This window comes from Xanthomonas sp. LMG 8993 (assembly GCF_009835065.2).
GTDB classification, from domain to species: Bacteria; Pseudomonadota; Gammaproteobacteria; order Xanthomonadales; family Xanthomonadaceae; genus Xanthomonas; species Xanthomonas arboricola.
Genome location: NZ_QVIF02000013.1, coordinates 1 through 19546, shown reverse-complemented (window position 1 = coordinate 19546; position 19546 = coordinate 1). Strand labels below are relative to the sequence as shown.

The following is a 19546-nucleotide window of genomic DNA, read 5'->3' as shown; positions in this document are numbered from 1 at the left end:
TTGGTCGTTGATCGCCTGATTGGTCGATCGTTTGTTGATTGCTGGCTGATGGCTGATGGCTGATGGCTGCCGACGATCGGTGCACTGCACTCCCGGCGAATGTGGGCGCCAAACAAAAAGCCCGCAGCGATGCGGGCTTTTTGTTTGCTGGTGATCCGTACCCTCATCCGCACTTCAGACACCTTCTCCCAATGGGAGAAGGAACATCAACCGGAAATCGCCAGCCGCTCCTGGTGATAGCGCCGCACCGCCGCGTACCACAGCACCGCGGCCACACCGAAGCCCGCCAGCAGATACACCGCCCAGGTCTGCGCGTTGATCTGCTCGTGGCGGATCACCTTGAGCAGCATCTGGTTCTGCGCCAGAAACGGCACCGCGAAATGCCAGAGCTGCGTCTTCAGCGGATACGCCATCAGCGCATAGCCCGGCAGCATCGGCAGCAGCAACAGCCAGGTCATATGCCCCTGCGCTTCCTTCATGCTCTTGGCGGCGGCGGCAAGATAGGTCAGCAGCGAGGTGCCGATGAACAGCATCGGCACCAGGATGAACAGCATCTGCAGCATCGGCACGAAGCCGACGTTGAGCTGGCGGCCCAGGTTCGAGGTGGACAGCTGCGCACTCAACTTGAAGGCCAGCAAGGTCAGCAACAGCGACACCATGCCGATCACGCAGGCGGCGGCGATCTTGCCGCTGACGATCGCACTGCGCGGCGCCGGGGTGGCCAGCAAGGGTTCCAGCGACTGGCGTTCGCGCTCGCCGGCAGTGGCATCCAGGATCAGCGAGGCGCCACCCAGGAACGAGGTGATCACCAGCAGCACCGGCAGCAGCATCGCCATCATCTGCCCGCGCTTGGCGTCGGCGGTGGCCAGATCCTGCGCGGCGATTTCCAGCGGCCTGCCCACCTGCGCATCGATACCGCGCGCCAGCAGGCGCAGTGCACCCACCTGCTGGCTATAGCTGCCGAGCGCAGCCTGCAGGCGCAGGCTCGGCACGTCGGCCTCGCGCCGCGTGCTGTCCTTGATGACCTCCACCAGCGCGGGACGCCCGGCGCGCCAATCGTCGGCGTAGCTGTCGCTGATGCGCAGTGCCACATCCACATCCTGGTTGCGGATCGCGGCGGTCAGATCGGCCGGCGCATCGACCGCATTGAGGCCCTGCGCGGCCAGGAACCGCACCAGATTGGGCGCGTTCTCGCGGCCGAGCATGGGGATCTCCAACGGCTTGTCGATCTGCGTACGCACGCGGCTTTCGCTCAATGCGCCCATGCCCAGGATCAGCACCGGATACAGCAATGGCGACAGCAGCAAGGCCAGTGCGAGCGTGCGGCGATCGCGGCCGATGTCGCGCAACTCCTTGCGCAGCACCGTCCATAGCGTGGACAACAACGATGTGCTGCTCATGCGTGCAGTCCCTCGTCCGAGCCGATCGCCTTGACGAAGGCGTCTTCCAGATTGTCTTCGCCGGTGCTGGCGCGCAGTTCGTCGGCGCTGCCGCAGGCCACCACCGTGCCCTTGGCGACGATGACGATGCGATCGCACAGCGCCGCCACCTCCTGCATGATGTGGCTGGAAAAGATCACGCAACGCCCCTCGGCACGCAGTTGCTGCAGAAAGCCACGCATGGCGCGCGTGGTCATCACATCCAGCCCGTTGGTGGGCTCGTCGAGGATGACGTTGCGCGGGTCGTGCACCAGCGCGCGCGCAATCGCGGTCTTGGTGCGCTGGCCCTGGCTGAAGCCTTCGGTCTGACGGTCGAGAATGTCGTCCATGTCCAGCGCGGCCGACAGCAGGCGCGTGCGCTCGGCGATCCGCGCACGCGACAGGCCATGCAGCTCACCGAAATAGGCGATGTTCTCGCGCGCAGTCAGCCGCTTGTAGACGCCGCGCGCATCCGGCAACACGCCCAGCGCGCGGCGCACGGTCACCGGGTCGCGGGCGGCATCCACGCCATCCACGGTGACGCTGCCCTGGTCGGGCGACATCAGCGTGTAGAGCATGCGCAAGGTGGTGGTCTTGCCGGCGCCATTGGGACCGAGCAGGCCGGTGATCTGGCCATCGGCAGCACTGAAACTGACCCCATCGACCGCCTTCACCAGCCCGGTCTTGGTCTTGAACGACTTGTGCAGCTTGTCGACGACGATCATGCGTGCGCCTCCGTGGCGTGGTCGGTGCGGCTCATGGTTCCCATCCGTTGAACGAGGTAAACGCGGGCACATTGTTGAGGCTGGCCACGCACTGCGCATCCAGTGCCTTGGCATTGGCGGTCTGCAGGAACTGGCCCAGCACCTTGGGCATGCAGCCCAGTCGAAACACCCCGTGGCCCTGCCCCGGCGCCACCAGGTGACGGCCATTGGGCAGGCCCTGCAGCACACGCTCGGCATAGCGCGGCGGCGTCACCGGGTCCAGCTCGCCCGACAGCAACAACACCGGCAGTTTGGATTTGAACGGTGCGGCGTCGGCAGCCGGGGTCGGCTTGGTCGGCCAGGCCTTGCAGGGCGCAAAGAACATCTGCGCCACTTCCGCTCCCAGCAAGGTGTCGTCCTTGCCGGATGGCGGCGTGTAGCGGCCGGCGTCTTCGCTGCACAGCACCGACCATTGCATCGGGCGATTCATCTGGTCGGACATGTCCGAGGCGCTCATCTGCGCCAACGCCATCAGCGAGGCGTAACGCCCTGCCGCCGCCTCGTCCAGCACCAGCGGCAACAACGAGGCGGTTTGCGGCACATACGAAAACCCGAACGCCAGGCCGACCACGGTATCGGCCGTCACCTGCTCGTGGTGCAGTTCACCGGTGCGCGGGTCGCGGTAATCCACCGCAACCGGCGCCTGACGCAAGCGCTCCACCACCTGCCGTAGCTGCGTGCGCGTGTCCACCGGAAAGCGTTTAGCGCATGCCACGTCCTTGCGGCATTGGGTGGCTTGCAACGCGATCGCATCTTCGAACGTGCGCGCGAACTCACCGCCGATCACCAGATCGTTCGGCGCCACGCCATCGATCACCAGCGTGCGTGTGTGTTGCGGATAGCGCGCCGCATAGTGCTGTGCGACCCGGGTACCATAGGAGCCGCCAATCAGGTTGAGCGTCTGCACGCCCAGTGCGGCGCGCACCGCATCCAGATCGCCAATCGCCTCGCTGGTGGTGAAATAGCGCGGATCGGCATCGTTGCGTAGCCCTTGTGCACATTGGCGTGCGTAATCGGTCAATTGCTCGGCGGTGGCGGCGCTGCTGTTTTCCAGTACGAGCGGCTTGCCGGCGGCATCGCGGCACGCAAGCGGATGCGAACCGCCGGTGCCGCGCTGGTCGACCAGGAAGATGTCGCGCCGCTTGCGGACTTCATGCAGCCCCATGTCCACGATCGCGGCGACCTGGGTGGCCGATTGTCCCGGTCCGCCGGCAATGAAGAACACCGGATCCGGCGTGCTGCCGGCGCCGGCCTCGCTTTCCAGCCAGGCGATCTTCAGATCGATGCTGCGCCCGGTCGGCGCGGCCGGGTTTTCCGGCACGCGCAGGCTGGCGCATTGCGCCTCGATATTGCCGGCCGCGCTGCCGGAACTCAGCGTGCACGGTGCAAATTGCAGCGTGCCGTAACGATTGCCTGCGGCGGTGCCGGTCTGCGGCTGCGCGAGGCCGGGCGTGGCTGCGCCCGTCTTGGTCGTGGCAGCCGTGTTTTCAGCTGGCTGGTCCGCAGGCTGGCATCCGGTTGCCAGCAATGCGATCAGCAGCGCCGCCACCAGTGTGGGTTGCTTCACCATGTTCACCATCTCTCCTGATAGTTCCTGTCCCCTGACGCCGCATCCGGTCGGGTGTGACCGGCGCGGCTACTGCCCGTCTTCGTAAAGAAAGACGTGCTCGATCGATTCCCCGAACAGACGCGCGATGCGAAATGCCAACGGCAGACTGGGATCGTACTTGCCGGTTTCCAGCGCATTGATGGTCTGCCGCGATACGCCCAGGCGTTCGCCCAACTCGCCCTGTGACCAGCCGCTGGCCTCGCGCAATTCGCGCACCCGGCTATTCATTCGAACCGTCGGGCATTGATGCTTTTGGTGACGCCGTAGATGGCGCACAACATCGGAAATACCCACAACATCGCCACCGTCGCAGGGATGTCGATCAAGTCGGCAGCCTGCAGGAACCCGCCGGTCATGTACGCGCCGCTGACCAGGCCTGCGGCAATGGCGATCGACTCCAGTTCGATGCGCCGCTGCATTTCGTCCGAGTCGCGCACGTAGCGCGCCACCGCGCGGATCACCAGGGCGACCAGCACGGCCGGCAACAAGGCGATCAGCACGCGTGCCCAGCTTGGATCCACATGCGCAAGCAAATATCTCCAGAACAGCATCACCACCACATACAGGCCCATCGGCACGCCGAATTCGCGGTAATAGCGCCGCGCCAATGCCGGCCGTGTGCTGTCGCGCAGGCTACCGCGCGACAGCAAGAGCAGCAGCGACAGCACCAGGCAGGACACGCCCGCGCCGGCACAGAGCCCGGCAAGGTGGGCACTCAGCGGCAGCAGTTGCCAACGACCGAGCGCGCTGACGGCGAGCAGGCCGGCTCCCAGGCAGAGCGCCAGTAGCGCATTGCGTCTGCAGCGGGTCATGCGCGTTGCCTCGCGCGGTCCGATGGACGCACTGGCAGGTCAGTGCCCTCCATCCCGTTATCGCTGCGCAGCGGTCGCTGCGCCGACCACGCCGGTATGCACTCCCATTGCCGATGCTGCTGACGCATTCCCTTCGCCTGTCAAGTCAACTTGACAGGCACGATGCGCCGGGCGCGGCCAGCTGTCAAGCACCCTTTACACACTCGACCGCGTGCAATCCCTGCCCATCGCCACGCAACGCTGGCAGCAGGAAGACCAAGCACGCCCGTCCGCAGCACCGGGCCGGAGCTGGGTTACGCTCCGCGATCGAACATTGGCGGGAGCGGTGATGCGTCTGAAGATCTGGTTGGCAATTGCACTGAGCGGCTGCATGGCGAGCTCTGCCATGGCGCAGGTCGCCGCACCTCGCACGATCGAGCTGGATCTGGCCAGCGCCGCTGGACCGGTCGACCGGTTCTACGACCTGTCGATCGGCTCGGACTTTCCCGGCACCTTGATCCGCAGCGACAGCCAGGCGCAACTGGTTCCGGCGGTGCAGGAGCTGGGGTTTCGCTATATCCGCTTCCACGACGTGTTCCATGACGTGCTCGGCACGGTGAAAGACGTCGACGGCACGCTCGTCTACGACTGGACCAAACTGGATCAGCTCTACGATGCGCTGCTGGCCAAGCGCATCCGTCCGTTCGTGGAATTGGGCTTTACGCCCGCCGCGATGAAGACCTCCGAACAGACGCTCTTCTACTGGAAGGGCAACACCTCGCATCCGGACCCGGCCAAGTGGACGCAGCTGATCGATGCGTACGTGCGCCACATCCGTGCGCGCTACGGTGCCGACGAAGTGCGGCAGTGGTATTTCGAGGTGTGGAACGAGCCCAACCTCAAGGATTTCTGGGAGAACGCCGACCAGCAGGCCTACTTCGACCTGTATGCGAACACCGCGCGCACGATCAAGGCGATCGATCCGCAGCTGCGCGTCGGCGGCCCCTCCACCGCCGGTGCGGACTGGGTGCCGGAACTGCTGACCTTCGTTGCCAAGCACAAACTGCCGATCGACTTCGTCACCACGCATACCTATGGCGTGGAGGGCGGCTTTCTCGATGAAGATGGCAAGCAGGACGTCAAGCTGTCGGCATCGCCGGATGCCATCGTCGGCGACGTGCGCCGCGTGCGTGCGCAGATCCAGGCCTCGCCATTTCCGGATCTGCCGCTGTACTTCACCGAGTGGAGCAGCAGCTATACGCCGCGCGATTTCGTCCACGACAGCTACATCAACGCTCCCTACATCCTGACCAAGCTCAAGCAGGTGCAAGGCCTGGTGCAGGGCATGAGCTACTGGACCTACACCGATCTGTTCGAAGAACCCGGTCCGCCGCCCACGCCCTTCCACGGCGGCTTCGGGCTGATGAATCGCGAGGGCATCCGCAAGCCGGCGTGGTTTGCCTACAAGTACTTGAACGCGCTCAAGGGCCGCGATGTTCCGCTGCGCGATGCGCACGCATTTGCGGCGGTGGATGGCCAGCGCATCGCCGCGCTGGCCTGGGATTGGCAGCAGCCGGTGCAGGCGGTGAGCAATACCCCGTTCTATACCAAGCAGGTGCCGAGCACCGACAGCGCAGCGCTGGTCTTCCGCCTGGCACACGTGCCGGCCGGCAACTACCGGCTGCAGGTGCGCAAGACCGGCTACCGGCGCAACGATCCGCTGTCGCTGTACATCGACATGGGCATGCCCAAGGACCTGGCGCCACGGCAGCTGGCGCAGTTGCAGCAAGCCACGCGCGACACGCCCGAGCAGGACCGGCGCGTACGCGTCGGCGCCGATGGCATGGTGGAGATCCGCGTGCCGATGCGCAGCAACGATGTGGTGCTGATGACGCTGGAGCCGTCGGCGCGCTGAGCGCCCGGCACGCCGTTGCGCCTGCAATCAGGCGAGGCGTTGGGTGTGGATTGCGTGCGCGCAACGATGCGCGCAGTTCGGCGCGATGTCCCGACCGTGCATCGTTTGCGACATCGGGTGCGTCACGCGTGCGTTGCGGCACGTCGCGCGCATCGCCGCAGGACACTGCAGGCACGACATCATCAAGGTCCAGCGCGCTGGGCCGTCGCTCAGCCCGCGCAGCGCACAAGGTTGAAATCGAATCGGCGTGATCGCTTGGATCCGATGTGCAGGACTTGAAGCGGCAAACAAAACGTAGCGCGCAGTGACCAGCGGGTGCAGACAGCGCGGAGGAACCGTAGTGCACGAGTGGTACATGCCCATTCCAAGCACCGGCCGCGACCACCTGACGGTGAGCGCAGTCGTTTTGATGACCGCTCTTACTTGAGATAGGTCTTGAGAATGGCGGTGATGTCGTCGACCGCCAGTTCGCGCTCGCCCAGCGCCTCCGGTGCCGCGACGTGGTGCTTCAAATGCTCGCTGAGCAGCTCGACCATCAGGCCCTGCGCAGCGCCACGAAACGCCGCCACCTGCGTCAGCAACGCGGTGCAGTCCACGTCCTGCGCCAGGGCTTTCTCCAGCCCCTCCACTTGCCCACGGATCCTGCGCACGCGGGCAAGCAGTTTGGATTTGTCCTGATTCAGATGTGCCATTGCCATATACCCCCTGGGGGTATCTGAGATACCCTTGGGGGGTATCGTAGCCAGAGCCTCTTCCGATGTCGATCACGCACGCCGCGCCGCATTGCGCGCAGTTGCACACATTCGCCAGCGCCAACCCGCTCGCCGAGCGCAGCACCCGCAAGGCCGTCATCCTGACCGTGGTCATGATGCTGGTGGAGATCGTCGGCGGCTGGACGCTCAATTCCATGGCCCTGCTCGCCGATGGCTGGCATATGAGCTCGCACGCACTGGCGCTGGGGCTGGCACTGTTTGCCTACCGTTTCGCGCGGCGCAATGCCAACGACCTGCGTTTCAGCTTCGGCACCTGGAAGGTCGAAGTGCTGGGCGGCTATACCAGCGCCATCCTGCTGTTGGGCGTGGCCGGCCTGATGGCGTTCCAGTCGCTGGAACGGCTGTTCTCGCCCAAGCCCATCCAGTACCAGGAAGCCACCGTCATTGCCGTCATCGGCCTGCTGGTCAACCTGATCTGCGCCTGGTGGTTACGCGACTCGCACGGCCATGCGCATGGCCATCACCACGGTCACGCCCACGCGCATGATGGTCATGGTCATGGTCATGGTCATGGTCATGGTCATGGTCATGGTCATGGTCATGGTCATGGTCATGGTCATCATGATGCTCATGCCGATCTCAATCTGCGTGCCGCGTATCTGCACGTGGTGGCCGATGCGGCGACCTCGGTCCTGGCGATCGTCGCGCTGCTCGCCGGCATGTACTGGGGCGTGACCTGGCTGGATCCGATCATGGGCATCGTCGGCGCGGTGCTGGTCACCGTATGGGCATGGGGACTGCTGCGCAGCACCGGCCGCGTGCTGCTGGATGCGGAGATGGATGCACCGGTGGTGGAAGAAGTGAAGCAGGTCATCGCCGAGCTGCCGCATGCCATCGACATCGACGACCTGCATGTCTGGCGCGTGGGCAGCGATCGTTATGCCTGTGTCGTCAGTCTGGTCACTGCGGCCGACATCGGTGCGGACCTGGTCCGCGCTGCCTTGCAGATCCACGAAGAACTGGTGCACATCACCGTCGAGCTGCAGCGCCCGCCAGTGGCGCGGGCTGCGGCCTGACGATTCCGCAGGGCGCTGCATCCGGCGCCCTGCAGTAGTGAGCGCGGAAGCGGTCAGCGAAAATGCCAGCCCGAGCAGCAGTGGCTCCAGTTGCACCACGCGCCGGAGCACAGGATGCGACTGCAGCAGCGCACAGTGGGCGGGAGGGATAGCCGGGACAGCATCGCGATGCTGTCGAGCGGCCTTGAACGCGTCGGGACCCGCGCACCGGGCGCGATCGGCGGGTACCGAGCAAGCCAGCCCGGCACCGTGCGACTGGCTCAGGTTTTCGCCGGAGCCGGGCTGACGTATTTCTCGCGGCGGATCTGCGCGTTCGGCAGGCCGGCTGCCTTCAACGCCTCGATGCAGCTGTCCACCATGTCCGGGTTGCCGCACAGGTAGGCGATATCGCCCTGCGCGTCGGGCGCGCATTCGGCTAGCTGCTGCTGCACGTAACCCTGGCGCACATCGGCATGCGGCTGCTCGGGCAGCTCGCGCGAAAAACACGGCACGTAGCGGAACTGCGGATGCGCATCGGCAAACGCGCGGAAGTCGTCGCCATACAACAGCTCGGCCGGCGTGCGCGCGCCCTGCAGCAGCAGCACCTGCACGCCACGGGTGGCGATCGCCTCGGCCAGCAGCGGCAGCATCGAGCGGTACGGGGTGACGCCGGTGCCGGTGGCGATCAGCACATAACGCCGGTTGTGGTCGCCCGGCGGCAGGCAGAAGCGCCCGTAGGGCCCGCTGGCCTGCAACTGGTCGCCAATCTGCAGGCCTTCGAACAGCGCGGTGGCCGAGCCGCCGGGCACGAAGCTCACCGCGATATCCACCGCCTCGCCCGGTCCGAGCGCATGGTCGTGGATGGTCGCCAGCGAATAGCTGCGCTTGGTCGGCGTGCCGTCGGCGGCATCGAAATGGATCTGGATGAACTGCCCGGGCTGGAAATCCAGCGGCTGCCCGTCGTCACGCAGGAACTGGCAGTGGGCCACGGTGGGCGCAATCATGCGCCGGTCGACAAGCTTGAGGGGGAATTGAACGGGCACGAACGTATTTGGGACAGTCTGTGATCGGGGCTTGCCCCCGCGGGCTTCTATAATAACGGCCTGCAACTCGCTGCGCCGTCACGCTGACGCGAAGGAACATCTTGAATTCTCCATCTCCGATCACCGCACCCGCGCTGCGTGTGTGCGATCTGCGCAAGACCTACGACAACGGCACCCAGGCGCTCAAGGGCGTCTCGCTGGACGTGGCGCCAGGCGATTTCTTCGCCCTGCTCGGCCCCAACGGCGCCGGCAAATCCACCCTGATCGGCATTATCAGCTCGCTGGTGAACCTGTCCGCCGGCCAGGTGGAAGTGTTCGGCACCGACCTGGTCGGCCAACGCAGCGATGCGATGCGCCTGATCGGCCTGGTCCCGCAGGAGGTCAACTTCAACCTGTTCGAAAAACCCTTCGACATCCTGGTCAACTACGCCGGCTTCTACGGCATGCCGCGCGAGCAGGCCGCCGCGCTGGCCGAAGCCGAGCTGCGCCGCTCGCACCTGTGGGAAAAGGCCCAGGTGATGAGCCGCACGCTGTCCGGCGGCATGAAGCGCCGGCTGATGATCGCCCGCGCCATGATGACCCAGCCGCGGCTGCTGATCCTGGACGAGCCCACCGCCGGCGTGGACATCGAGATCCGCCGCGACATGTGGCGCGTGCTCAAGGAGATCAACGCCGCCGGCACCACCATCATCCTGACCACGCATTACCTGGAAGAAGCCGAGCACCTGTGCCGCAACCTGGCCATCATCAACCACGGCCAGATCGTCACCCAGGGGCCGATGCGCGAACTGCTGGCCAAGCTGGACGTGGAAGGCTTCCTGTTTGATATCGACGGCGACCTGCCGGCCGAGCTGCCGGTGATCGAAGGCACCACGCTCACCGCCATCGATGGCCACACGCTGGACCTGGACATGCCGCGCGCGATGGACCTCAACCGCGTGTTCGCCACGCTCGGCAGCGCCGGCATCCGGGTGCGCTCGATGCGCACCAAGAGCAACCGGCTGGAAGAGCTGTTCGTGCGCCTGACCGGTGACGCCCCGGTACCGGCCACCGCCCCCACGCCTGTCGCCCCCAACGGCACACCGCCCGCGCAGCCGCGCAGCGGAGGCCAGCCATGAACGAGATCCGCACCGTGACCGAACCCACCAACGCGCGCCGCAACTGGATTGCGCTGGGCACCATCGTGCGCCGCGAAGTGCAGCGCATCCTGCGCATCTGGGGCCAGACCCTGGTGCCGCCGGCCATCACCATGACGCTGTACTTCTTGATCTTCGGCGGGCTGATCGGCTCGCGCGTGGGCGACATGGGCGGCTACTCGTACATGCAGTTCATCGTGCCGGGCCTGGTGATGATGAGCGTGATCCAGAACAGCTACGGCAACATCTCCTCCAGCTTCTTCGGCGCCAAGTTCGGCCGGCATGTGGAAGAGCTGCTGGTCAGCCCGATGCCCAACTGGGTGATCCTGTGGGGCTACGTCTCCGGCGCCGTGCTGCGCGGGGTGATGGTCGGCGCGTTGGTGCTGATCATCGCGATGTTCTTCACCCCGGTGCGCATCCCGCATCCGCTGGTCACGCTGACCACGGTGCTGCTGGGCGCGACCATCTTCTCGCTGGCCGGCTTCGTCAATGCGGTGTACGCCAAGAAGTTCGACGACGTGGCGATCGTGCCGACCTTCATCCTGACCCCGCTGACCTATCTGGGCGGCGTGTTCTATTCGGTGAAGCTGCTGCCGCCGTGGGCCGAAGCGGCCACCCACGCCAACCCGATCTTCTACATGGTCAACGCGTTCCGCTACGGCCTGCTCGGCAGCTCGGACGTGCCGATCTGGGTCGCCTACGCGCTGATGCTGGGCTTTGTCGCGGTGCTCAGCGCGCTGGCACTGTGGCTGCTGCGCCGTGGCGTGGGTTTGCGGAGCTGATGACGATGGCGATGCGTATCCTCATCCTCGGCGCCGGCGGCACCGGCGGTTATTTCGGCGGACGCCTGGCGCAGGCCGGGGTCGATGTGACCTTTCTGGTACGCGCTGCGCGGGCGGCGCAGTTGCAGGCCGATGGCCTGCGCATCCGCAGCCCGCTGGGCGATGCGGATCTGCCGGTGGCGCATGTCACCGCGCAGGACCTGCCGGCCCTGGTAGCGCAGCGGCCGTTCGATCTGGTGATCCTCAGCTGCAAGGCCTACGACCTGGATAGCGCGATCGAGGCGATTGCGCCGGCGGTGGGCGAGCACACGACGGTGCTGCCGATCCTCAACGGCCTGCGGCATTACGCGGCGCTGGACGAAAGTTTCGGTGCCGCACGCGTGCTGGGCGGGCTGTGCTTCATCAGCGCGACCAAGGGCGAGCACGGCGAAATCCTGCACCTGGGCAAGCCGGCGGCGATGACCTTCGGCGAGCGCGATGGCCGCGCCGCGTCGGCACGGGTGCAGGCGCTTGCGGCGGCCTGCGCGCAGGCCGGCATCGATCATGTGGCCAGCGAGCAGATCGCGCAGGAGCAATGGATCAAGTACAGCTTCCTCACCGCGCTGGCGGCGGCCACCTGCCTGATGCGTGCGCCGGTCGGGGCGATCGTGGCCACCGACGACGGCCGCGCGTTGATCAACGGCCTGTACAACGAATGCCTGTGGGCCGCCGATGCGGCCGGGCAGCCGATCCCGGAAGCTGCGCGCGCCAAGGCGCTGCAGACCTTGTTGCAGGTGGATTCGCCGCTGAAGGCCTCGATGCTGCGCGATCTGGAAGCCGGCCAGGACGTGGAAGCGGCGCAGATCGTCGGCGACATGTTGAAGCGGGTGCGCGAGACAGGGCGCAACGCGCCGCTGCTGATGGCGGCGAATGTGCATCTGCAGGCGTATCAGGTGTTGCGGCATAGCTGAGAGTGTTGGGGTGTGCGGGCGGTTGTTGGGCTGCGTGTGAACCGTACCCCCACCCGCCCTGCGGGCACCTTCCCTCGGTGGGGGAAGGGCTGCGGCTTCGGCTGCCGGCTTTTCTTTGGGGCGCGGCTTGCCCCTCGGGTAACGGAGGTCGCAGCTAGTTGGCGCCTTTGTTACGCCGATCGTGGGCGATCTGCGCAAACAGCGGGCCGCTGAGGCCTGCTTCGATCAGGTGCCGACGTCGCACTGGTAACGCATCGCACACCTCACGCGATGCCTCCACAGCGCGATGCCATCGACGTCGATGTTGCCATTGCCTTCGCGCTGCAACGACGCGGTGCACACGATGCTCTGCGTCCCCCTTGCCCGTGTCGCCGCCGATGAAAGCGCTCAGCCACCTGTTCCGTGCCGGTCATTTCGTGATCCTGGCGTTTTTCGTGCTGTGCGCGGCGGGTCTGGTGGCGATGGCCGGGCTGGAGCTGTGGCATGGCTTTACCCCGGGCGGCGACATGGTGGTGCGCGACCGCTTCAACGTGGTGCTGGAGGCGATCGGCCTGCTCACCGTGGCGCTGGTGACGCTGGAGCTGGGCCAGACCATCTTCGAGGAAGAGATCCTGCGCGACGTCAAGGTCAGCGGCCCCACGCGCGTACGCCGCTACCTGTCGCGGTTCTTCGTGGTGATCGTGATTGCGCTGGCGATCGAAACGCTGGTGTCGATCTTCGAGCTGATGCACGACGACCCGGCCAAGCTGCCGTATGCGGCGGCGGTGGGCCTGTGCGCGGCGCTGTTGCTGATCGCCTGGGGCGTATTCGTCAAACTCAATCGCAGCGCCGAAGAGCTGGAGCCCGAGGCGATGGCGGAAACCAAGCGCGAGGACCGCGAGGTCGAGGAATAAGCGCCCTCAGCTGCTGACCGCGGGCAGCGGCGGCACCGTGGTCGGCTTGCCGTCGTCGCCGAGCGCGATCATTACGAAGTGGCCGCGGGTGCACAGCTCGCGTGCGCCGCTGAGCAGGTCTTCGGCGATCAGTTCCACTTCCACCTTGATCGAGCTGCGCCCCACCGAGACCACCCGCGCGATGGTTTCCACCATCTGGCCCTGGCGGATCGGCAGCTTGAAATCCACCTGGTCCGAGCGCGCGGTCACCACCGCACGGCGTGCATAGCGCGAGGCGGCCAGGAAGGCGGCCTTGTCCATCCACGCCAGCGCCTGCCCACCGAACAGTGTGCCCATGTGGTTGGTGTGGTTGGGGAACACGATCTCGGCCATGCGGGCCTCGGTCGGTGCAACGGTGGTGGAGCTGCTCATGAAGGCGGTACCGGAAGAAGGAAGGAAAGCCAGCCAGATCAGCTGCGCAGCGTCGGCAGGAAGCTCAGGTCCATGTGGTAGCGCGCCGGGCGTCGTGGATCGACCAGGACCCGCAGCGGTTGCCCGTCGACCAGAAACGGCTGCGGATCGATCCACAGGTTGTCGCTGCGATACTCAGTCAGGGTGTTGTGCGTGCGGTCTTGGCGATGGGCAAGGATACGGAACGGGTGCACGCCGTTGACCTGCAAGGACGCATTGCGTTCGACGCACACGAAGCGGGCTTCCACCACCGTGCCATACCGGCGCAACCACGCAGCACGCCGCGCATGCCAGACGCGATAACCGAGGATGCCGCCCCCCACGCCGCCGAACGCCACACCCAGCAGCAACAGGATCCAGCGCGCCTGATCGGGCAACAGCGCCGCACCGGTCAACAACCCCAGCCCCGCCAGCAGGAAGCTCCAGGCGACGATGGTGACGGTGGCGTTCATCGCCGGAAGCCTGCGCGGTTGCGATGGACTTCCGGCGCGCTCACAGCCCGCTGCGGACCGCCGCTTCGACCTGCGCCGGCGACTGGAAACCTGGGAGACGTGTCACTTCCGCGCCGTCCTTGAACAAGGCCAACGTCGGCGTCTGCCGCAGGCCCAGACTGCGAAAGAACTCCTCGCCAACCACTTCCAGCTTCACCTTGAGCAGTGCGACGCCTGCGGCGTCCTCGCTCGCGGCAAACTTGGTCAGCGACATGTCGAGCATCTTGCAGCCCGGGCAATTGTCCTTGTAGTAGTCGACCAGCAGGCGCGGATGCGCAGCCAGGGCGGCGGTGTAGTGCTCAGGCGACGTGACGGTAATGGTCTGCATCATGGGGATCGTTCTTGCATTGGGCCAGGACCTCGTCGGTCCAGGCGGCGATGGCCTGCGCGTCGCGCTGGCCGTGGGGCATCTGTTCGATGGTCAAACGTGGAAACGGGCTGGCGAAGAACTGGGCGATGCGATGCACCGCGCCGCAAAAATAGTCCTCGCCCCATTGCGTTTCGCCGGTGCCGAACACCGCCACCCGCGGCGGCTTGCCCAGCGTCTCGACCAACTCGACGATGAAGCGTTTCATCTCTGCCGGCGTACGGCCGCCGTTGTCGGTCCAGCTACCGAGCAGAAACAGTTCGTACTGCCCCGGCGCATGCGGCACCTGCGCCAGCGTCTGCACATCGGTTTCCACCCAGGTCACCGCATGCCCGGCCGCTTCGCAGCGCAGTGCAACACTGCGCGCGACATCGCGCGTGTTGCCGCTCAACGAGGCCAGTGCGAGCAGGATGTTCATGAGGCGGGGATTCGGGAGTCGTGATTAGGGATTCGTCTAAAGCAGGGATTGGAGAGTCGAAGTGGAGATTCGTCAAAGCCCATCAAGTTGCTGTTGCAAATCCCGCCTACCCACTCTCCAATCCCGGATCTTGATGATTCGTAAAGCGCATCGATGCGGCTGCGACGAATCCCAAATCCCGAATACCTAATCCCGGATCCTCACAGATCGTCGAAGCCGTTATCCGAGTTGGTCTTCTTGTACGAGGCATTCCGCATCTCGAAGAAGTCGGTCTTGGTTTCGGTGAAGTTGTCGGCGTAGGCCTTGATCCACGGCATCACGTTGTCGTTGGCGCCTTCGTACAGCTTCTCGATGCCGAGCATGCCGGCCATCTTGTTGGCGCGGTACTTCACGTAGCGGATCATCTCGTCGACATCGATGCCGTCGATGCCGTCCAGCACTTCGGCGGTCCACTGGGTTTCCAGGTCGATCGCGTGCTCGAACGCCTTGTGGACGTAATCGGTGAGCTGGTCGCCCTGCAGCGCCTGGTTCTCGCCGATGATGGCGCGAATCAGCTCGCTGATGAACTTGGAGTGGGCCAGCTCGTCGCGGTTGATGAAGCTGATGATCTTGCCGGTGCCGGTCATGCGGTTCTGGCGGACCAGATTGTAGAAATACGCAAAGCCGGAATAGAAGTTGATGCCTTCCAGGATCGAGGACTGGATCAGCGCGCGGATCAGCGTTTCGGCCGTCTTGTCGCGCATGAAGTCTTCGTAGGCGCCCATGATCGGCGCATTGCGCTTGATGATGGTCGGATGCGTGCGCGCGATCTCGAACACGCGGTTCTGATCGGCCAGGCCGGTGATCGAGGCCAGCACGTAGCTGTAGCTCTCGTTATGGATCACTTCCTGCTGGCCGATGATCGCGGCATTGGCATGCGCGGCCGGGTCGGTGATGTATTCGGCAACGTTGTAGATGAAGCGCGTCTGCGGCGAATCCAGCGTGGCCAACAGGCCGATGATCGAGTCGTAGGCGTTCTTTTCGCGCGCCGACAGCTCGTTGTACTGGCGCGCGTCGCCCTTCATGTCCACTTCGTCGGGGATCCAGAAGTTGGTCGACAGCTCCTTGTAAGCCCGATAGAAGGACGGGTACGGGATGTCGTTCCAGTTGAGGATGCCGGATGTCTGGCCATTGATGATGGCGGTGGAGCGGTTCGGGTGACGCGGCTCCAGGATCTTGATGCGCTCAAGCGATGTTGCGGACATGGGTTTCTACTCGTGTTTCAGGCGTCGCGCGTACGGCGGCGCAACAAATCAATCTGGAGGAAAGCCCCCTGAGTCAGGGGGCGCGCCGAGGGCGCGGGGGTGTGGGAGCTGATGAAGCAGGGTCCACGGTTCGCAACGCGAACCGTGGAAGCGAAGCGCGAATGCGCTTAGCTACTGCATGCGCTTTAGCTCGAACACCACTCGCATTCGCTGATGTCGATGTCGTTGGAGCGCACGTAGTACGTGGTCTTCAGGCCTTCGCGCCAGGCGGTCATGTGCAGGTCCAGCAAGGTGCTCGCACGGATGGTGCTGGGCACGTAGAAGTTGAAGCTGATCGACTGGTCGACGTGCCGCTGGCGACGCGCGTTCTGGCGCACGCTGGCGAACTGGTCGACCTTGTAGGCGCCCTTTTCGTAGTACGGCCAGGTTTCCAGCGACAGGCCAGGTGCGGCGACCGGACGACGGAAGTCCTTCTTTTCTTCGTAGTAGAACGCGCTGTAGATCGGGTCGATCGAGGCGGTGGAACCGGCGATCTGCGCGGTACTCATGTTTGGCGCAACCGCCAGCATCCAGGCATTGCGCACGCCGTTGACGGCTACCTGCGCGGACAGCTCCAGCCACTGCGGGCTGTTGTAGTCGCGCGCACGGAAGTACTCGCCGGTGTGCCAGTCGCTGCCGCGGAACACGCTGTAGGTGCCCTTTTCCTTGGCCAGCTCCATGCTCGCCTGGACGGTCAGATAGTTGATGCGCTCGTACAGCTCGTCGCTGTAGTCCTCGGCTTCCTTGGCATTCCAGTGGATGGACTTCTGCGCCAGCAGATGGTGCCAGCCGAAGGTGCCCAGGCCGATGGCACGGTACTTCTGGTTGGTGATGGTGGCCTGCGGCACCGGCAACTGGTTCAGATCGATCACGTTGTCGAGCATGCGCACCTGGATCGGAATCAAGCGCTCCAGCACGTCGGCGCCCAGCAGATCGGCCTGGTCTGCCTGCACGGTGATCGCGCGGCCCAGGTTGATCGAGGACAGGTTGCACACGACGAAGTCGCCGGCCTTCTTGGTGGTGACGATCTGATTGCCGCTGATGATCTCCTGCATCATCCGCGTCGGGCTCATGTTCTGCAGGATCTCGGTGCACAGGTTGGACGAATAGACCATGCCCTCGTGCTTGTTCGGGTTCTTGCGATTGACTTCATCGCGATAGAACATGAACGGGTTGCCGGTTTCCAGCTGGCTGACCATGATCCGCTTGAAGATCTCGATCGCCTTGACCGTCTTGCGGGTGATGCGCTCGTCGGCAACCACTTCCTCGTACTTGCGACGGAAGCTGCTGTTGGCGTCGCCCTTCTTCTCGTCGTAGAAGTCCTGCAGGTACCAGCCCTTGATCCGCTTCACTTCGTGCGGATCGAACAGGTACCAGTCGCCGCGACGCTCGACCGCTTCCATGAACAGGTCGGGGATGCACACCGAGGTGAACACGTCGTGCGCACGCAGACGCTGGTCGCCGTTGTTCAGGCGCAGATCCAGGAACGCCTCGATGTCGCGGTGGAAGATGTCCAGGTAGACCGCGATGGCGCCCTTGCGCTGGCCCAGCTGATCCACCGACACCGCAGTGTTGTTGAGCTGCTTGATCCACGGCACCACGCCGCCGGAGGAATTGGACACGCCGCGGATCGCCGAACCGGACGAACGCACATAGCCCAGGTACGCGCCCACGCCGCCGCCGTGCTTGGACACGCGCGCCACGTCGGTATTGGAGTCGTAGATACCCTGCAGGCTGTCGTCGACGGTGTCGATGAAGCAGCTCGACAGCTGGCCGCCGACCTTGCCGGCATTGGCCAGGGTCGGGGTGGCCACGGTCATGTACAGGTTGGACAGCGCCCAGTAGGCCTCGCCGACCAACTGCATGCGGCGCTCGCGGCTGCCCTTGCCGTTGCCGATCTCGTCCTGCATCAGGTACAGCGCGATGGTCAGCCAACGCTCCTGCGGCAGCTCGAACACGCCGCGCGAGTTGTCGGTGGCCAGGTAACGCGTGGCCAGCAGGTACAGGCCGTTGTAGGCGAACAGCTTGTCGCGCTCAGGCTCGATCATCTTGCCGGCTTCGATCAGCTCGTCCTTGGAATAGCGGCGCAGGATGTCGTTGGAATAGACATTGCGGTCGGCCAGGCTCTCCTGCAGGCCGACGAACGAGCCGTACTTCTGGCTGGCGTCGTAGAAACGGTTGCGGCTGGCGCGCTTGTACAGGCGGCGCAGGTACAGGCGCGCGGCAAAGTGCTCCCACTCCGGGGTGGTCAGATCGACGCGGGCCTCGGCCTCGCGGATCAGGTGGTCGACCAGGTCGTCAGCGTTGACGCTGTCCTTGCGGTCGACGAAGCCAAACACCGAGCGCTTGTAGTCGGCCACGTCCAGCTGCGGGAATTCGGCATGGATCTGGTCGATGGCGCGCTCCAGGCGCTCCGGCTCGAACGGAATCCGACGGTTGCCGGCTTCCTTGGTGATCCAGGTGGCGACGGCTTGTTCTTCGATGGTCTGTGCGTGCATTGCAATGGCTTGGCGGGGAGGCGGCACGATGTCCGACGGGTCGGTCAATTCCGGCGCGCCGCAACCGGGCGCGCTGACACTGGCAGGAACGCTGGTGGGTGTTGCGGTACCGGTGGCGATCGCGGCAAGGGTGTCGTTGGTGGTCATGCGTCCTCCATGCGTAGGCACACGAACCCGGCTGGGGACGGGTTGCGGCCGGATCCGGACTCCCTGGATAGCGATGGCGGTGCGCGACGACCAGCACGCAAGACCCACGGTCTGCGGCGGCATCGCCTTCACCAGCCATCTCCTTCCCGGAGATTCCACGGCCGCCACCGCGCGGTGTGCTGTCGCGCAGTGGTCGGTGGCGAAACAACCGCGGCGCAACGAGACCACGCCGCCCGCTCCAGGCGACGCCCGGATGGCTGTGATCGTTCGTTGCTGCCGCCGCGGAGAGGCGTTTGATTGGCAACCTGCTGCAAATCATGCTCTCACTGGTCCGGACGCCTTGGGGCGACCAACCACCGACTCCCCCAAGATAGTGGGGTCCCCCGGAGGGGTCAACACCAAATGTAGGAAAATCCCGAAAACCCTTACAGCACAAAGCACTGTCTGACGAACGGTCGGCGCAAGGCTGCGAACCCGTCCAATTGGACTGCGCAGTCAAGGCCCAAACCGGTAATTCTGTCGATCAGTTGGGTCCGGTTAGGTTGGCTGCGACACCCATCGAGACTGAAGCCGGTCACGGTTGGCCGTGACTGTCTCAGGTGGCACCGCACGCCTGGGGGGCCTGCCCTGACACCGGCAATGGGAGGAACTCGCCGCTGCCGACGTCGGGTCGAGGGCGCGGCGCCCTCACCGCAGCAGAAAGATGGCTGCCCGCTTTGTTGAAAACCGTGCACACCGACCATCTCGACTGGTCCTTGTCCGCTCACCGTCGCGGGACCTTACGCGGCATGGATGCCGCGTAAGAGCCTACATGGACGTACTT

Annotated in this window: 19 protein-coding genes and 1 other RNA gene; 6 read left to right on the top strand and 14 right to left on the bottom strand. The window is 65.0% G+C overall.

All coding sequences use genetic code 11. The features are described 5' to 3' along the window. Nucleotides 1-206: 206 nt before the first annotated feature. From DYQ94_RS19200 to DYQ94_RS19180, 5 genes are read right to left on the bottom strand one after another with little or no spacing between them, the layout of a single operon-like run. Nucleotides 207-1400, bottom strand: a complete 1194-nt coding sequence (locus DYQ94_RS19200) for an ABC transporter permease (protein ID WP_126966430.1) — start codon at nt 1398-1400, stop codon at nt 207-209. Further along, nucleotides 1397-2143: an ABC transporter ATP-binding protein gene (locus tag DYQ94_RS19195; protein ID WP_024940732.1), complete on the bottom strand. Its 747-nt coding sequence runs from the start codon at nt 2141-2143 to the stop codon at nt 1397-1399. Before DYQ94_RS19195 ends, DYQ94_RS19200 begins: the two co-directional genes overlap by 4 nt. A gap of 31 nt (nt 2144-2174) precedes the next feature. Further along, nucleotides 2175-3758, bottom strand: coding sequence for an alpha/beta hydrolase (locus tag DYQ94_RS19190; protein WP_160954442.1), 1584 nt, complete (start codon nt 3756-3758; stop codon nt 2175-2177). A gap of 60 nt (nt 3759-3818) precedes the next feature. Next, nucleotides 3819-4019, bottom strand: a complete 201-nt coding sequence (locus DYQ94_RS19185; RefSeq protein WP_016903655.1) for a helix-turn-helix transcriptional regulator — start codon at nt 4017-4019, stop codon at nt 3819-3821. Next, nucleotides 4016-4603 (bottom strand): hypothetical protein, encoded by a 588-nt coding sequence (locus DYQ94_RS19180; RefSeq protein WP_126966428.1) that lies wholly within the window; start codon nt 4601-4603, stop codon nt 4016-4018. Before DYQ94_RS19180 ends, DYQ94_RS19185 begins: the two co-directional genes overlap by 4 nt. 328 nt (nt 4604-4931) lie before the next feature. On the opposite strand from DYQ94_RS19180, the gene DYQ94_RS19175 reads away from it, so the two are divergent. Then, a complete protein-coding gene (locus DYQ94_RS19175) occupies nt 4932-6497 on the top strand; it encodes a GH39 family glycosyl hydrolase (RefSeq protein ID WP_126966427.1) in 1566 nt (521 codons plus the stop codon). A 282-nt stretch (nt 6498-6779) separates the two neighbouring features. Here DYQ94_RS19175 and DYQ94_RS19170 read toward each other — a convergent pair. Next, a non-coding RNA gene (locus DYQ94_RS19170) (sX9 sRNA) lies at nt 6780-6854 on the bottom strand. Nucleotides 6855-6916: 62 nt separating this feature from the next. Then, complete coding sequence (locus DYQ94_RS19165) at nt 6917-7189, bottom strand: metal/formaldehyde-sensitive transcriptional repressor (RefSeq protein WP_039514053.1); 273 nt, start codon at nt 7187-7189, stop codon at nt 6917-6919. A gap of 65 nt (nt 7190-7254) precedes the next feature. Between DYQ94_RS19165 and dmeF the strand changes: the two genes are divergently transcribed. After that, complete coding sequence (gene dmeF / locus DYQ94_RS19160) at nt 7255-8286, top strand: CDF family Co(II)/Ni(II) efflux transporter DmeF (protein WP_160954441.1); 1032 nt, start codon at nt 7255-7257, stop codon at nt 8284-8286. Between the two features lie 260 nt (nt 8287-8546). Here dmeF and DYQ94_RS19155 read toward each other — a convergent pair whose 3' ends face one another. Further along, nucleotides 8547-9374, bottom strand: coding sequence for a ferredoxin--NADP reductase (locus tag DYQ94_RS19155; protein WP_024940738.1), 828 nt, complete (start codon nt 9372-9374; stop codon nt 8547-8549). 35 nt (nt 9375-9409) lie between these two features. Between DYQ94_RS19155 and DYQ94_RS19150 the strand changes: the two genes are divergently transcribed. The 4 genes from DYQ94_RS19150 to DYQ94_RS19135 all read left to right on the top strand — a co-directional run bounded on the left by DYQ94_RS19150 (nt 9410) and on the right by DYQ94_RS19135 (nt 13069). Beyond that, nucleotides 9410-10426 (top strand): ABC transporter ATP-binding protein, encoded by a 1017-nt coding sequence (locus DYQ94_RS19150; RefSeq protein ID WP_126966424.1) that lies wholly within the window; start codon nt 9410-9412, stop codon nt 10424-10426. Continuing rightward, the gene (locus DYQ94_RS19145) at nt 10423-11226 is read left to right on the top strand and encodes an ABC transporter permease (RefSeq protein WP_016903649.1); all 804 of its coding nucleotides are present in this window, start codon (nt 10423-10425) and stop codon (nt 11224-11226) included. The genes DYQ94_RS19150 and DYQ94_RS19145 overlap by 4 nt, the downstream gene beginning before the upstream one ends. A 5-nt stretch (nt 11227-11231) precedes the next feature. Then, on the top strand, nt 11232-12176 hold the full coding sequence (gene panE / locus DYQ94_RS19140) for a 2-dehydropantoate 2-reductase (protein WP_184429183.1): 945 nt from the start codon (nt 11232-11234) through the stop codon (nt 12174-12176). Between the two features lie 377 nt (nt 12177-12553). Then, nucleotides 12554-13069, top strand: coding sequence for a hypothetical protein (locus tag DYQ94_RS19135; protein WP_024940686.1), 516 nt, complete (start codon nt 12554-12556; stop codon nt 13067-13069). Nucleotides 13070-13075: 6 nt separating this feature from the next. Here the strand turns inward: DYQ94_RS19135 and DYQ94_RS19130 are convergent, their stop codons facing one another. The 6 genes from DYQ94_RS19130 to DYQ94_RS19105 form a co-directional block, all read right to left on the bottom strand. Continuing rightward, nucleotides 13076-13480, bottom strand: a complete 405-nt coding sequence (locus DYQ94_RS19130; RefSeq protein WP_054591206.1) for an acyl-CoA thioesterase — start codon at nt 13478-13480, stop codon at nt 13076-13078. 38 nt (nt 13481-13518) lie between these two features. Then, nucleotides 13519-13971 (bottom strand): hypothetical protein, encoded by a 453-nt coding sequence (locus DYQ94_RS19125; RefSeq protein ID WP_126966423.1) that lies wholly within the window; start codon nt 13969-13971, stop codon nt 13519-13521. A 40-nt stretch (nt 13972-14011) separates the two neighbouring features. After that, on the bottom strand, nt 14012-14338 hold the full coding sequence (locus tag DYQ94_RS19120) for a thioredoxin family protein (RefSeq protein WP_024940689.1): 327 nt from the start codon (nt 14336-14338) through the stop codon (nt 14012-14014). Beyond that, complete coding sequence (locus DYQ94_RS19115; protein WP_039521114.1) at nt 14310-14795, bottom strand: flavodoxin; 486 nt, start codon at nt 14793-14795, stop codon at nt 14310-14312. Before DYQ94_RS19115 ends, DYQ94_RS19120 begins: the two co-directional genes overlap by 29 nt. Nucleotides 14796-14995: 200 nt before the next feature. Next, nucleotides 14996-16039 (bottom strand): ribonucleotide-diphosphate reductase subunit beta, encoded by a 1044-nt coding sequence (locus DYQ94_RS19110; RefSeq protein ID WP_046345022.1) that lies wholly within the window; start codon nt 16037-16039, stop codon nt 14996-14998. 185 nt (nt 16040-16224) lie between these two features. Next, on the bottom strand, nt 16225-18723 hold the full coding sequence (locus DYQ94_RS19105; RefSeq protein WP_046345023.1) for a ribonucleoside-diphosphate reductase subunit alpha: 2499 nt from the start codon (nt 18721-18723) through the stop codon (nt 16225-16227). Nucleotides 18724-19546 lie beyond the last annotated feature (823 nt).

Excerpts from the sequence above, each read along its gene's own strand:
- dmeF (WP_160954441.1), top strand. The coding sequence starts at position 7,255 with ATGTCGATCACGCACGCCGCGCCGCATTGCGCGCAGTTGCACACATTC.
- DYQ94_RS19130 (WP_054591206.1), bottom strand. The coding sequence starts at position 13,480 with ATGAGCAGCTCCACCACCGTTGCACCGACCGAGGCCCGCATGGCCGAG.
- DYQ94_RS19105 (WP_046345023.1), bottom strand. The coding sequence starts at position 18,723 with ATGACCACCAACGACACCCTTGCCGCGATCGCCACCGGTACCGCAACA.
- DYQ94_RS19165 (WP_039514053.1), bottom strand. The coding sequence starts at position 7,189 with ATGGCACATCTGAATCAGGACAAATCCAAACTGCTTGCCCGCGTGCGC.
- DYQ94_RS19185 (WP_016903655.1), bottom strand. The coding sequence starts at position 4,019 with ATGAATAGCCGGGTGCGCGAATTGCGCGAGGCCAGCGGCTGGTCACAG.
- DYQ94_RS19135 (WP_024940686.1), top strand. The coding sequence starts at position 12,554 with ATGAAAGCGCTCAGCCACCTGTTCCGTGCCGGTCATTTCGTGATCCTG.
- DYQ94_RS19200 (WP_126966430.1), bottom strand. The coding sequence starts at position 1,400 with ATGAGCAGCACATCGTTGTTGTCCACGCTATGGACGGTGCTGCGCAAG.
- DYQ94_RS19120 (WP_024940689.1), bottom strand. The coding sequence starts at position 14,338 with ATGCAGACCATTACCGTCACGTCGCCTGAGCACTACACCGCCGCCCTG.
- DYQ94_RS19145 (WP_016903649.1), top strand. The coding sequence starts at position 10,423 with ATGAACGAGATCCGCACCGTGACCGAACCCACCAACGCGCGCCGCAAC.
- DYQ94_RS19115 (WP_039521114.1), bottom strand. The coding sequence starts at position 14,795 with ATGAACATCCTGCTCGCACTGGCCTCGTTGAGCGGCAACACGCGCGAT.
- DYQ94_RS19195 (WP_024940732.1), bottom strand. The coding sequence starts at position 2,143 with ATGATCGTCGTCGACAAGCTGCACAAGTCGTTCAAGACCAAGACCGGG.
- DYQ94_RS19175 (WP_126966427.1), top strand. The coding sequence starts at position 4,932 with ATGCGTCTGAAGATCTGGTTGGCAATTGCACTGAGCGGCTGCATGGCG.
- DYQ94_RS19125 (WP_126966423.1), bottom strand. The coding sequence starts at position 13,971 with ATGAACGCCACCGTCACCATCGTCGCCTGGAGCTTCCTGCTGGCGGGG.
- DYQ94_RS19180 (WP_126966428.1), bottom strand. The coding sequence starts at position 4,603 with ATGACCCGCTGCAGACGCAATGCGCTACTGGCGCTCTGCCTGGGAGCC.
- panE (WP_184429183.1), top strand. The coding sequence starts at position 11,232 with ATGGCGATGCGTATCCTCATCCTCGGCGCCGGCGGCACCGGCGGTTAT.
- DYQ94_RS19110 (WP_046345022.1), bottom strand. The coding sequence starts at position 16,039 with ATGTCCGCAACATCGCTTGAGCGCATCAAGATCCTGGAGCCGCGTCAC.